This is a genomic window from Winogradskyella forsetii (assembly GCF_013394595.1).
Classification (GTDB): domain Bacteria; phylum Bacteroidota; class Bacteroidia; order Flavobacteriales; family Flavobacteriaceae; genus Winogradskyella; species Winogradskyella forsetii.
This window is the reverse complement of record NZ_CP053348.1, coordinates 2,504,270-2,517,283: the sequence shown is the minus strand read 5'-3', so window position 1 is coordinate 2,517,283 and position 13,014 is coordinate 2,504,270. Positions and strand designations below refer to the sequence as shown.

9 protein-coding genes are annotated in these 13,014 nt (G+C 34.6%); 1 reads left to right on the top strand and 8 read right to left on the bottom strand.

Annotated features, from left to right (window positions below; genetic code table 11):
- Nucleotides 1–59 precede the first annotated feature (59 nt).
- Both HM987_RS10905 and HM987_RS10900 read right to left on the bottom strand, forming a co-directional pair.
- Nucleotides 60–809, bottom strand: coding sequence for a C40 family peptidase (locus HM987_RS10905; RefSeq protein ID WP_179007980.1), 750 nt, complete (start codon nucleotides 807–809; stop codon nucleotides 60–62).
- A gap of 9 nt (nucleotides 810–818) precedes the next feature.
- Complete coding sequence (locus tag HM987_RS10900; RefSeq protein ID WP_179007979.1) at nucleotides 819–1,997, bottom strand: acetyl-CoA C-acyltransferase; 1,179 nt, start codon at nucleotides 1,995–1,997, stop codon at nucleotides 819–821.
- Nucleotides 1,998–2,111: 114 nt separating this feature from the next.
- Here HM987_RS10900 and HM987_RS10895 point away from each other — a divergent pair, with 114 nt between their 5' ends.
- On the top strand, nucleotides 2,112–4,163 hold the full coding sequence (locus tag HM987_RS10895) for an HD family phosphohydrolase (RefSeq protein ID WP_179007977.1): 2,052 nt from the start codon (nucleotides 2,112–2,114) through the stop codon (nucleotides 4,161–4,163).
- A gap of 154 nt (nucleotides 4,164–4,317) precedes the next feature.
- Here the strand turns inward: HM987_RS10895 and HM987_RS10890 are convergent, their stop codons facing one another.
- From HM987_RS10890 to HM987_RS10865, 6 genes are all read right to left on the bottom strand, one after another.
- Nucleotides 4,318–4,710 carry a response regulator gene (locus HM987_RS10890; protein ID WP_179007976.1) on the bottom strand — a complete coding sequence of 131 codons (393 nt, stop codon included), beginning with the start codon at nucleotides 4,708–4,710 and terminating at the stop codon, nucleotides 4,318–4,320.
- Nucleotides 4,703–5,728, bottom strand: coding sequence for a response regulator (locus HM987_RS10885; protein ID WP_179007974.1), 1,026 nt, complete (start codon nucleotides 5,726–5,728; stop codon nucleotides 4,703–4,705). Before HM987_RS10885 ends, HM987_RS10890 begins: the two co-directional genes overlap by 8 nt.
- 4 nt (nucleotides 5,729–5,732) lie before the next feature.
- Nucleotides 5,733–6,158 carry a response regulator gene (locus tag HM987_RS10880; RefSeq protein ID WP_179007972.1) on the bottom strand — a complete coding sequence of 142 codons (426 nt, stop codon included), beginning with the start codon at nucleotides 6,156–6,158 and terminating at the stop codon, nucleotides 5,733–5,735.
- Nucleotides 6,155–6,565, bottom strand: a complete 411-nt coding sequence (locus HM987_RS10875) for a sensor histidine kinase (RefSeq protein WP_179007970.1) — start codon at nucleotides 6,563–6,565, stop codon at nucleotides 6,155–6,157. The genes HM987_RS10880 and HM987_RS10875 overlap by 4 nt, the downstream gene beginning before the upstream one ends.
- The gene (locus HM987_RS10870; RefSeq protein WP_179007968.1) at nucleotides 6,566–12,214 is read right to left on the bottom strand and encodes a PAS domain S-box protein; all 5,649 of its coding nucleotides are present in this window, start codon (nucleotides 12,212–12,214) and stop codon (nucleotides 6,566–6,568) included.
- Between the two features lie 675 nt (nucleotides 12,215–12,889).
- On the bottom strand, nucleotides 12,890–13,009 hold the full coding sequence (locus HM987_RS10865) for a GIY-YIG nuclease family protein (RefSeq protein WP_179007965.1): 120 nt from the start codon (nucleotides 13,007–13,009) through the stop codon (nucleotides 12,890–12,892).
- Between the last annotated feature and the right edge of the window lie 5 nt (nucleotides 13,010–13,014).

Here is a 13,014-nt window from a genome sequence, read left to right as displayed (position 1 = left end):
TGTTTGTTGAATAAATACTATTTGAGATCGTCTAAAAAGAAATTTTTAGACGATTTTTTTTATACAATCTTTTTAATAACCCTCAATCTATGCGTATGTATATTTTTGTCGATATTATAAATACCGCTATGGTCTAATCTATCAATTCTTACCTTACCATGTGCGTGTATAATATAATTATCTTCCATGATAATGCCTACATGCGTAATGTTGCCTTCTGCATTATCAAAAAAAGCCAAATCACCTGGTTCGCTTTCTTCAATAAAACTTAAGGCCTCACCTTGTGTAGCTTGTTCGGAAGCATCCCTAAACAATTTATATCCGTTTAGTTTGTAAACCATTTGAGTAAAACCCGAACAATCTATTCCAAAAGGCGTTTTTCCGCCCCACAGATAAGGCGCGTTTAAAAATAAAAATGATGAATTTATAATATTTTCCTTTCCACTTTCAGAAGTTAATGCAATGCCATCGAAATGATGATTTAATAAATTCAAACCATTCAAATCTGAACCTACAGGGATTGGGTAAAGGTTATTTGATTCGTCCGAAACAAATTCAATTAAATCTTTAGATAAATTAATTCCAGATTTGTCAAGGTCATTATAATGAAGCTCGTCAATTTCTTGATATTGTTTATTATCAATCCAACCTTCATAATTATCATACGCAAAACGAATACGACTCCACTTTTTTCGTTGTTCGAGCACTTTGAAAAAATCCCCATACAATGCTTGCGTTACCATTTCACTGGTATCGCTGGGTTCTAATCGTATAGGTACAATCCCTAGATTGCAAATGCCGTATTGCATAGCGTTTGGTTAAGCGCGTTCTATTACCATTGCAGAAGCACCACCACCACCATTACATATAGCTGCAGCACCTAATTTGGCATCATTTTGATGTAACACATTAATTAAAGTCACAAGAATTCTTGCACCGGAACATCCAAGCGGATGACCCAACGAAACGGCTCCTCCATTAACATTGACTTTACTGTCGTCCAATCCTAAAATTTTCATATTGGCCAAGCCAACAACGGAAAATGCTTCATTAAATTCAAAATAATCAATAGCACCTAATTCTATATTTGCTTTTTCCAATGCTTTTGGCAATGCTTTAGCTGGTGCAGTTGTAAACCATTTAGGTTCAGTAGCAGCATCGGCATAACTTTTTATGGTTGCTATAGGTTTTAAACCTAATTCTTCAGCTTTTTCTCTGCTCATTAAAACCAACGCAGCTGCGCCATCATTTATAGTTGAGGCATTTGCAGCAGTTACGGTTCCATCTTTTGTAAATGCAGGACGTAAAGCAGGAATTTTTTCCATTTTTACATTGGTATATTCTTCATCTCTATCAACCATTGTAGGTTCGCCTCTTCGTTGAGGTACTTCAACCGCAATGACTTCATCTTTAAATTTACCAGCATCCCAAGCAGCTTTGGACCTTTCGTAAGATTGAACAGCAAAAGCATCTTGGTCTTCTCTAGAAAATTTATATTCAGTTGCACAGGCGTCTGCACAAACTCCCATAGCATTTTTATCATAAGCATCAACTAAGCCGTCCTTTTGCATTCCGTCTTCAAGCGTTGCCGGTCCAAATTTGGTTCCAGTCCTGGCGTGATAATAATGTGGAATCAAACTCATGTTTTCCATACCGCCAGCAACAATAATTTCAGCATCACCTAATTGAATAGCTTGCGCCGCTTGCATCACAGCTTTCATCCCAGAAGCGCACACTTTGTTTATTGTAGTACAAGGCACCGTATCTGGAATACCAGCATAAATTGAAGCTTGTCTAGCAGGTGCCTGACCCGTACCCGCTTGTACAACATTTCCCATGAGAACTTCATCAACCATTTCAGGTTTCAAATTAATTTTGTCTAAAGCTCCTTTGATGGCTGCAGCTCCTAACCGTGGTGCTGGTACTGTAGATAAACTTCCTAAAAAACTTCCTATTGGTGTTCTAACGGCTGAAACGATAACGACCTCCTTGTTCATTGTGCGTATGTTTGATGTTATTTGCTGCGAAATTAAACATTTTTTGAGAGATTTTAGAATGTATTAATGATATTAGCAGTCTAAAATTCTAATATTTATTACATTTGATTGTATATGAATGTATTCCTTAATAAATGGTATAAGAATCATGCATTGGTCTATAAGATCCTATTGTTCTTAGTGACCACCTTGTTTATAGTCTATTTGTTTCCTAAAACAGGGAAATTCAGATACTCTTTTGAAAAAGGTAAACCTTGGCAGTCAGAAAATTTATATGCACCTTTTAATTTTGCTATAAAAAAATCCAACGCTGAAATAGCGAAAGAAAAAGCAGATATAGAAAATCAAAGTCCCTTATATTTTGAAGTTTCAACAGATATAGAAGCTGAAGTTCTGTCTGAGTATTCTGAAGTATTTAATCAAGTATTTGTAGATTCAATTGACTATAATTTTAAAAAGCAGACTTTATATAATAAAGGTAAATCATTAGTCAATAAACTTTATGCAACGGGAATTTTAGATTTAGACTATAGTTATGATGATGACCGATCTGTTATTTTAGCTACTTCCAACAAAGTCCAAAAAGAATTACAATATGGGAGTTTGTATGAGTTGAGCGAATTACGTTCAATCTTCGAAAAAGATTTGGATAATTCCATATCTGAAGAGGTAAAGATGAAAATGGTATCGATTTTTTTCGATGTTATAAAACCAAACATAACACTAAACAAGAGTTTAACTGAAAAAGCACTTGAAGAAGAACTATCCCGAATTTCACTAACTAGGGGTCGTGTTGAAAAAGACCAACTTATAGTTTCCAAGGGTCAAGTGATTGAAGCAGATCAGTATGATATTTTGAGCTCCCTAAAATCTGAATATGAGTCTCAAGTGTGGAACTCGGCAAATTATAACTGGGTGCTGGTAGCCTATACTTTGCTCGTGGCATTGGCACTTTTAATGCTGCTGTTGTTTTTAAGAAAGTATAGGCTTGAGGTTTTTCTGAATAATATTAAAGTCACGTTTATATTTTTCAATATTGCTTTAATGATATTACTAACCACTTTGGTTATTAATTATAATTCTCAACACATCTATGTGGTGCCATTGTGTATATTGCCTTTGGTATTAAAAGCCTTTTTTGATGCCAGGTTAGGGTTGTTTGCGCATGTACTGACCGTATTGCTCCTAGGATTTGTGGTGCCAAATAGTTATGAATATATGTTTCTTCAAATTATAGCAGGAATGGTCACTATTTTAACGGTTTCAGAGTTGTATAAAAGAGCTAATTTATTCATTTCAGTAGGTCAAATAACGTTTATATATATCATTGCCTATTTTGCTTTTTTCGTTATTCACGAAGGACAATTAACTGGCTTGAAATTGGAGACATTCGGTCTGTTCATCTTGTGTGGTTTGGCAACCCTTTTTGTTCAGCCATTAATTTATATCTATGAAAAGATTTTTGGACTCGTATCGGATGTTTCACTTTTAGAACTTTCAGATACAAATACTAAATTATTGAAAGAGCTATCTAACAAAGCTCCTGGAACATTTCATCACTCCTTAAATGTCGCCAACTTAGCAGAAGCCTCGGCCAATGAGATAGGCGCTAATGCTATGTTGATTAGGGTAGGAGCGTTATATCATGATATAGGTAAAATGGATAATCCTACGTATTTTACTGAAAATCAGAGTACAGGTGTTAATCCGCATGATGAACTATCAAGTAAGGAAAGTGCAAAAATTATCGTAAACCATGTTATAAAAGGAATTGAGATTGCCAAAAAATACAATTTACCCGATCGCGTTATAGATTTTATAAGAACGCACCACGGCACAAGTTTGGTTTACTATTTCTATATGAAAGAAAAAGCTGAAAATGAAAATGTGGATATCAGTGATTTCAAGTATCCAGGACCAAAACCTTTTAGTAAAGAAACGGCAATATTAATGATGTGCGATAGTGTAGAAGCAGCATCAAAAAGTTTAAAGGAACCTTCAAGTACAAAGATTAATGACTTTGTTGAAAATATAATCAATAAACAAATGGAAAGTGGTCAATTTTTAAATGCGAATATCACGTTTAAAGAAATTCAATCCATAAAGAAAGTTCTCAAGCATAAATTGGCTAATATTTATCATTTGAGGATTGAGTATCCGGAATGAAATAAACCTTAAAAAATCAGTTTCTTTATCTAACGAGAATCAAATATAGTTATATCGAACTCACGTAAGTTATTTTTAATTATAGCTATATGAATTTGGAAAACTTAAAAGCTCTAATCGTAAAATCCCAAGAGATAGCTCCTTGGCTGTAAAATTAATTCTGCTTTAATATCTTTCGAATATCACCGTCAATTAGTGGTTTATGAAAATAACCGCTCACTTTATAGTGTTGTTTTGCTTTTAATATATCAACTCGATCTGTAGATGACGAAACAACATAAAGGGTAAGATTGGTAATGTCGTAGATCGCGTTCGACTCTATTTCCCTCAAAAACTGCCAGCCATTAAGTACTGGCATATTAATATCTAAAAGTACGATGATGTTTTTATTGTTATTTTGTTCTTTTTCGAGTTCTAATTTTTTTAAGCCAATGGCGCCATTTTCACATGGTTTACAAATAGCGGTGGGATCATTTCTATGTATCATGATGCTAATCATTTTCCTGAAAATAGGATCGTCATCAACTATGTAAAAAACTTTATTCATCTTGGTTGGTTAGGTTAAAATTTTGGGATTTATTTACTATTTCTTTTACAATAGTGTCCATTTCGTTTGAAGAGTTTTTCAATTCATTTAGCCAAAATGAAAGGTCTTCAATGTTGTCCTTGTGAGTTTCAATCAAATCAATTATGCCCAAAATCCTTGACAGTGGTGCTCTGACTACATGGGATTGTGTCCAAGCTATTTCTCTAAGTGAATTGTTTTGAATTTCTATCGTTTCAATATGATTTAAAGTCTCCGTTATATCATTGGATTGTACAATGGTCATTTTTTCATTGGAAGCGCTTTTTACTTCTTCACTATGAACATCCACTTTAATTTGGGTGCCATCTTTTAATAAATGTATAAAATTGTCATTTTTGGCAGTATGAGTATCATCTGAAAGCCATTTAGATACATGTTCTTGCTCTTCTTTTGGATGTAATGTCATAAATGACATGTCTTGGTATTCCTTAAGTGAATACCCATAGTTTTTAATGGCAGAATAGTTGGCATTTAAAATCTTGAAATTATCATGGTCTAAAAGCCACATAGGTTGTGGACTGAAATTAAAGAGGTTTTCATAGTTTAAACGCTCACTTTCAATTTGGCAGATAAACTGTCTCCTATTTATTGCGAAATCGATGCTTTTATAAAGCAAATTGGGATTTAACTCATCTTTTACCAAAAAGTCGTATACACCCAATTGAAGACTTAATTGAGCTATCGATACATCAGAATAACCCGTTAAAATTAGTATAGGAATATCATTGGCAGCGGTAAGCACTTTTTTTATGAGTTCTAGACCGCTTCCATCATGTAAATGTAAATCTAAAAGAATAACAGATAGTGATGATTTATTTTTTTCAATAGTAGAAGCTGTTTCTTTAAAATCTTGAGATCGTTTAACTTCTATAGACTTAAATTTTTCAAATAAATAATCTTCAACAAGTACAAAGTCGCCGTCATTATTCTCTACGACTAAAACAGTAATAGGTTCTTCGTATTTTAAGTCCTTCTTCATGTACCTATTTGGTTAGAGTCGTTATTTGCAACCAAAATTCTTCTATTTTTAATATAGCTTTTAAAAAGTCCTCCATATTGAGAGGCTTTCTTACATAACTGTTGGTATGGTTGGCATAAGCTTTTTCAATATCCTTTTCATTTGAGGAAGTGGTCAATACAATTACGGGAATTTTTTTGAGTACTGGATCACTTTTTATTTTATTTAATACTTCATGACCATCAAAAATCGGTATGTTAATATCCAAAAGAATCAAGTCGGGTTTTTTTGCTTCCGTAAAATCCCCTCTTTTAAATAGATAATCAAGCGCTTCTTGTCCATTCCTAGCGACATTAATTACTGTTTTTACTCTGCTTTCTTCAAAAGCTTCTCGGGTAAGGAGAATATCTCCCTCATTGTCCTCTACTAAGAGGATGTTTGCTAAGTTCATTCTTCTATTGTTTTTCTGTTTTTAATTATTGTAAAGTTAAAGGTGGTGCCTTCACCCACTGTAGATGAAAGCCAAATTTTCCCATTCAAAAACTCAACACTTCGTTTAACAATGGCGAGTCCAATCCCTGTGCCGTCATATTTATTTCGATTATGCAACCTTTGGAAGATAAGGAAAATTTTATCGAAGAATTGCGAATCTATGCCAATCCCATTGTCGGTGATTGAAAATTCCCATTCTTTTTCTTTTTCTGTGGCTTCGATTTCTATCATAGGTGCAACTTCATCTCTAGCATATTTAATAGCATTATCTAACAAACCATGAAAAATTTGAGTCACTACAGCACTGTAAGATTTTATAGTGGGTAATTCTGTTGCTGTGATGGAGGCAGAAGTTTCTGCTATCACTTATCTTCTAAGTTGTTTGTAGTTTGCTATCAATTCATTTAAATTAACTTCATCAATCTTTTCAGTCGGTTTACTGGCTCTAGAATAATCAAGCAAATCCAAAATGATTTGTTTCATGCGTTTAGCACCATCGGTGGCAAAATAAATATACTGTAATGCTTTTTCGTCGAGTTGGTCTTCATATTTTCGTTTTAACTGATCCATAAAGCCAGATATCATCCGCAAGGGCTCTTGTAAATCGTGGGACGTAACGAATGCAAATTGTTCCAACTCTTCATTGGAGCGCTCAAGTTCTTTTGTATATTGCTTTAGCAACTCCTTATTTTTGATTTCTTGCGTAATGTCTGATGAAATACCAATAATCCCTTTTAGTTCATCGTTCTCATCATAGATTGGCGAATTGGTTATCATAACATTGAAATTAGTGCCATCTTTTTTCTGTACTTCAAAATCTCCCGACCATGATTTACCCTTTTTCAGCATTCGCATTATTTGCCGAGCTTCTTTCTTATTGGTCTCCAAGGTAGTTAGTTGCATAATATTCTTTCCCAACGCTTCTTCCGCTTTCCAACCATACATAACCTCCGCACCTTTGTTCCAGTAGTTAACTTCTCCATCTAGGTCAGTTGCAATGGCCGCCTGTCTAACCATGCTTAATAAATTAGCTTTAAACCTGCTCTCTTCTTCTGCTTTTTTTAAATCGGTTACATCAGTCATCGCTCCAACCATGCGAATGGCCTCTCCTTTCTTGTTTCTGATGATTACGCCTTGGTCTATTATATAAAGTGTTTCTCCCTCTTCGTTCAATATTTTGTAATCCATTTTCCACTTAACAGTTGAAGGGTTGGCAATGGCTTCTTCAACACTTTTTTGAATTTTGACCAAGTCATCTTCATGAAATCTATCTTTCCAAAAATCCTTTGAAGTTATTGATTTACGTGTTTTTTTTCCGAAAAATCTTTCTATAGCATCAGAGCGGTAAAATTTATCGTTTATTATATCCCAATCCCAAATGGCATCATTCGTGGCTTCGGTAACTTTTTCAAATCGTTCGTTGGCTAAAAGAATGTCTTGCTCTGCTTTTTTTCTTTCGGTAATATCTCTATTAGTACCTAACATTCTCACGGGTTTTCCTGAAACCTCATCTCTTATTACTATAGCTTCTCCTGTGACGTATCTAATTGATTTATCATCCTTAACTACTCGAAATTCTGTACTAAATTTCGAAAAATTTTCTAAAGCGTTTTGAACTACCTCTTTAACTTCATTAATATCATCAGGATGAATATTTGCTTCCAAAGACTCAAATGTGCCTTGAAATTCGTTTTTTTCAATTCCAAAAATTTGGAACATGGTATCGTCCCAAATAAGTTGATTATTTAAAACATCCCAATCCCAAATACCAATATTTCCTGTTTTTGTTGCAAGTTGCAGTCTTTCTGAGGTCGCAATTAAATCTTGTTCAGCTTTTTCACGCTCTGTTATATCTAAAATTATAGCAATGAAGCTTTTATATTCAGCTTCCTCAACTAATTTCAAGTGGACCTCTACAGGATAAAGACTACCGTCTTTACGCTTATGTTTGGTGAAAAATATGACTTTCTCTTTTTCATGACTTATTAAGGGTGAAACCAATTGACGAAAGGACTCTTTTGTGTATTCAGGTTTTAAGTCTAAAGGTGTTAGATTTTGTAGTTCTTGTTTCGTGTAGCCTAGGTTGAGCATGGCCCCTTTGTTAACATATCCGAATTTAAAGGTTTTAGAATCGAACATGTAGATTTCATTTAAGCTGTTTTCTAGCGTTTCTTGGAATCTTGCTTTTTCATCTTCGGCCTTTTTTCGTTCTGTGATATCAAAACGGATAGCCAAATATTGTTTGGGTTTGTTTTTTTCATTTAAAAAAGGTACGATGGTCGTATCAACCCAATAAAAGGAGCCATTCTTCGCTTTGTTTTTAATTTCTCCACGCCATACTTTTCCTGATGCTATTGTTTTCCACAGGTCGTTAAAAAAAGTGGCTGAATGATAGTCGGAATTAATGATCCTGTGTGTTTTCCCAAGAAGCGCTTTTTTGCTATAACCTGATATTCTACAGAAATTATCATTCACTGAAGTTATTACCCCTTTCTGGTCTGTGAAAGCAATTATAGCAGCCTGGTCTAGTGAATACTTATAGTCTTTTAATTGCCTTAAACTGTTTTCAAGAGCGAGAGTCGCTATTTTCTTCTCATTGATATCTTGAAAACTACCGTAAAGTTTAATTGGTTTGTTATTGATGGTCTCTCTTGACCCAATTAATCTAATCCATCGTTTATTGCCTTTAGCTGTACTCAATAACAATTCTAAATCATACGGTATGCCATCTTTTATCAAAAGTTCCATGGCTTGTTCTATTCGCTTCTTACTTTCGTCAACATAAAAATCAAAGCCACTAGAGAAGGTAGGATTATAATCATCATCCAATTCCAGAATTTTTCTAATCATTGGTGACCAATATATATTATCTCCTTCCCGGTTTATTAAATCCATTTCCCAACTACCGATTCTAGCTAATTTGGTGGTCTGCTCGAGTAAAATTTCATTTCGAGCTTCTTTCGTATTATCAAGAATAATGGAGTCAAAAACAATGGTGCCATCTGCTAAAAAACTAGGACTGCCAAAACCTAAAAGGTTACGAACTTCACCTGTTGGAGATACATATTTAGAGCGATTTATCCACTTTGATTTAGTTCGGATAGACTTTTGGATACTTGCTTGAACTTCTTCAAAGTCGCCTCCCAACTTAATTTGTTCCCAGAGTAGGTCTGCATTTTCCATAACTTGATTAGCTGTAAAACCCCAAATTTTCTCAACATCTCCAGCTACATGCAATAATGCGTCTGTACCATCTGGATAAATAGCATAGTTGTAGATTATTCCAGGTAAGTTATCAGCTAAGGACTGCAGCCTGTTTTCTGCTTGTTTTTGCGCATCAATGTCCTGGAAGCTGCCATAGACTCGAGTGCATACGCCATCCACAAATTCAGCTTTTGCAGTAGTGCGTACCCACCGCTCCTTATTACTAGAAGTGACGATAACTGCTTCTATATTATAGGACTCTCCCGTTTCAATACATTTTTCAAACTTTGACAGTGCCAATTGGCGATAATCCTCTCTGTAAAAGTTGATAGCTGCATCCACAGTAGGAACAAATGTCTTTGCATCTGTTTCATATAACTTGTGAACCTCTTCTGACCAAAAGAGATTTTTGGTTACCAAATCCACTTCCCAACTTCCAATTTTCGCAAGAACACCAACTTGCCTATTCAATTCCCTGAGTTTTTTTTCTTGAGTGATATTTTTGGCAACGGCATAAATAATACCTTGTTCTGGTAAAGAAGTGGCGGTCCAGCTCAACCAAATGACTTTGCCCTCTTTTGTAATATACCGATTCTCAAAATTGTCTAGATTTTTACCTGTATGTAAATCATGTTGTTTTTTTTCTGTTTGGGACTGATCTTCCTCATGTACGAATGACTTTATTGGACGTGAACGAATTTCTTCTAATGAATACCCCAACAATTCCAAACCAGCTGGATTGATCCGCTTAATATAGCCATCAAAACCTGCCATACAAATCATGTCAGGGGCGAAACTGAAAATTTGATTAAGCTCAACCTCTGTTTTCTTTCTGCTTAGTTCGGAGCCAAGGGTTGACTCTAATTTTTGAAACAACTCTAAATTCACAGAAAGGGCAGATTTAACTTTTTCTGTGCCTAATAAAAGGCCACCTAATAATTTACCATTGTGAATTAAAGGAATAGCAATAAGTGATTTAATCCCTGCTTTTTCTGCAGCAGCTTTTCTCTTGAATGATTGCCATTCATCATCAACAGACTCCCAAATTACTGTTTTTCTGTTTTTCAAAACTTGGTCTGATAAGCCTACTTCTACACCTAAAATGTTTAATTTTTTAGAATCTTTAAAAAACCTCTTGCCAGATTGACTCTTGGCGTAACTTGCTGTGCGTTTAATCTTTTTATTGTCAAAAGTTGGCAACCAAATTTCAGCAAAACTAAAATCACCAAATTTAACAATTTGCTCAGATACACCTGACAGGATGGTAGTTAGGTCATTATCTGATTTTTGATTAAAACAATTGTTTATTTTATCGATGAGATCTTTTTCTAGCGCTTCAGTTTTTTGCTTGGTTACATCCCTTATAACATCCACAATTCCTTCAATAGAAGGGTCGTGTATCAGATTTGTTACTATAGGATTAACCCATCTCCATGATCCATCTTTGTGTTTCATTCTAGAAGTGTGCCCTTCTATGGAAACACCTGGATTCTCTAAGGCTTGAGCTAGAGCAACGTTGGAGCCATCTCTATCTTCTGGATGAATCTGTTCCCAAATATCTAAGTCCATTGCTTCTGAAGGTGTGTAACCTAGAATGTTTTTTATAGCCTTAGAAATGAAATTTGTCTCTCCCTCTGGAGAAATTATGGTGATGCAGTCTGTGCTGTTTTCGATGAGCGTCTCAAATCTTTTCTCAGTTCGAATAATTTTTTCTTCCTGCTTAATTTTTTCTGTAATGTCACGTGAATTGATAACAATACCTTTAATTGCTGGATTCTCCAACATATTTGTGAGTATTGTTTCAACCCATCGCCATTCATTTTTAACGTTTTTAGCGCGATAGGGCTTCATTATTACCCTATCCTTTTTTATTGATGCTTTAAAATCGGCTTGTATTTGCTCAATATCATCTGGGTGAACGAATTCAAAGGCGTTTTTACCGATAAATTCTTCTGGTGGAATACCAGCGATAGCCATAATTGAAGGGCTCATGAATAAATAATGTCCTTTAATATCTATCACTGCTACCAAGTCAAAAGCCCCTGTGACTAGCGCTTTAAAACGTTGTTCGCTTTGAATTAATTTTTTTTCTTGTTCAAGTTTTTCTTTTCCGTCCCTTGCTACGGCGTAAAAGAGTTTTGTACGCTGATCCCATCTAGATGACCAGATATTATATGCAATCCCGCCGTTTTTTTTTCGATACCTATTGGAGAATGATTTAATTTCTTGTCCGTTCCTTATGGTTTTATTTACTGAATCTGTAACGGCTCCATCTTCCTCAATTACCAAGGCTCTGTAGTTTGTGCCTAGTAATTCCTCAGGTTCATAGCCCCAGTGCTCCTTTGCGGTTTTATTGACATAAAGAAATTCACCCTGCTCATTAAAAGTGCAGAATACATCCAAAGAAGAGTCTATCAATTGTTTTACTTCCGATTGCTTTTTGACTAGGCGTGTAATGTCTTTAGATTGACAAGCGACGGAAACAATGTCATTAGTTTCATCAGTAATCGGTTTAAAAGTAATATAGCTATATTGGATTTTCTCTTTTTCAGTATTGAAAAGATGGTCTTCTACTTCAAAGGTTTCCCCATTGAGCGCCCTTTTATAATAGGCTTTCCATTTTTTAATGTAGTTCTCTCCAAAGCACTCTCCAAACACAGTGTCATTGAGCTTGTTATCTTGACCTGTTATTTGTTTCATCAGACTCAAATAAGCCTTATTAGCAAAAATTAAGTCAAAATTTGGATTGATCATCCAAATTAAATCAATAGATTGTTCTACGAACAAGTTTGATAACTGCTCTTTTATCATTGGTTAGGGGCATTTTGGTTGGGCATTCTTAATTTTATCTACCTGTTTTTGGCTACAAATAGAGAAAAGTAATTAGGTCTAATATAAAAAATAAATAGTTAAATAGCAAAATTCAATAGTGTTTTAAAGTGAAAAAGTAGATCATTTCTTTGGTGCAATTGAGTTTATAAAGTTTGCTCTTATAGTGTTTTCTGTTTGTAAGCTTGGTTAAGGTTTCTAGTTTGAAAAGTTAGCTTTCGGGCCGCCATACTTTGTTATTTATATATGAAATTATGTAGGCTTTATTAAGTATGGGTCTATATTTGGTTGTCATTTTATATCAACTTAGCCATGTGTTATATCGTCTAAACATTTTGAACAAGATTTACTTCAACCTTTGATATTACGAATAATTCTATTTTTTAAATCGTTGCACTGTCCAATATAGAATCTATTTTTGGATTCAAAATATAGGAGGTAAGTTTTGAACACGCTTTAAGTGATCGCACTATTCCGATAGCTATCGGAAAAACCTAGTACCGTCCCGATTGAAATCGGGATGCTCTATCCATTAGAATCGTTTATTAGTTTTTTGATAACCTTACTTGACTTTTGTTTTTTGATGTGCATTCCGAATTGATAAGCTTCAGATTTATTTGAAAATTCTTTTGTGCAAACAATTTTCAAAATAAAGCCCTATTTTGTGGATTTGCTTTTACCGCTATTGTGCCTTTTGATTCGGTCTTCTATATCAGAAGTATGTGCAACATAGAATCTATTTTTGGATTCAGAATATAGGAGGTAAGTTTTGAACATATTAT

What these genes read in the sequence shown, in the direction of transcription:
- HM987_RS10905 (WP_179007980.1), bottom strand. Translation starts at nt 809, where the DNA reads ATGCAATACGGCATTTGCAATCTAGGGATTGTACCTATACGATTAGAA.
- HM987_RS10900 (WP_179007979.1), bottom strand. Translation starts at nt 1,997, where the DNA reads ATGAACAAGGAGGTCGTTATCGTTTCAGCCGTTAGAACACCAATAGGA.
- HM987_RS10895 (WP_179007977.1), top strand. Translation starts at nt 2,112, where the DNA reads ATGAATGTATTCCTTAATAAATGGTATAAGAATCATGCATTGGTCTAT.
- HM987_RS10890 (WP_179007976.1), bottom strand. Translation starts at nt 4,710, where the DNA reads ATGAATAAAGTTTTTTACATAGTTGATGACGATCCTATTTTCAGGAAA.
- HM987_RS10885 (WP_179007974.1), bottom strand. Translation starts at nt 5,728, where the DNA reads ATGAAGAAGGACTTAAAATACGAAGAACCTATTACTGTTTTAGTCGTA.
- HM987_RS10880 (WP_179007972.1), bottom strand. Translation starts at nt 6,158, where the DNA reads ATGAACTTAGCAAACATCCTCTTAGTAGAGGACAATGAGGGAGATATT.
- HM987_RS10870 (WP_179007968.1), bottom strand. Translation starts at nt 12,214, where the DNA reads ATGATAAAAGAGCAGTTATCAAACTTGTTCGTAGAACAATCTATTGAT.
- HM987_RS10865 (WP_179007965.1), bottom strand. Translation starts at nt 13,009, where the DNA reads ATGTTCAAAACTTACCTCCTATATTCTGAATCCAAAAATAGATTCTAT.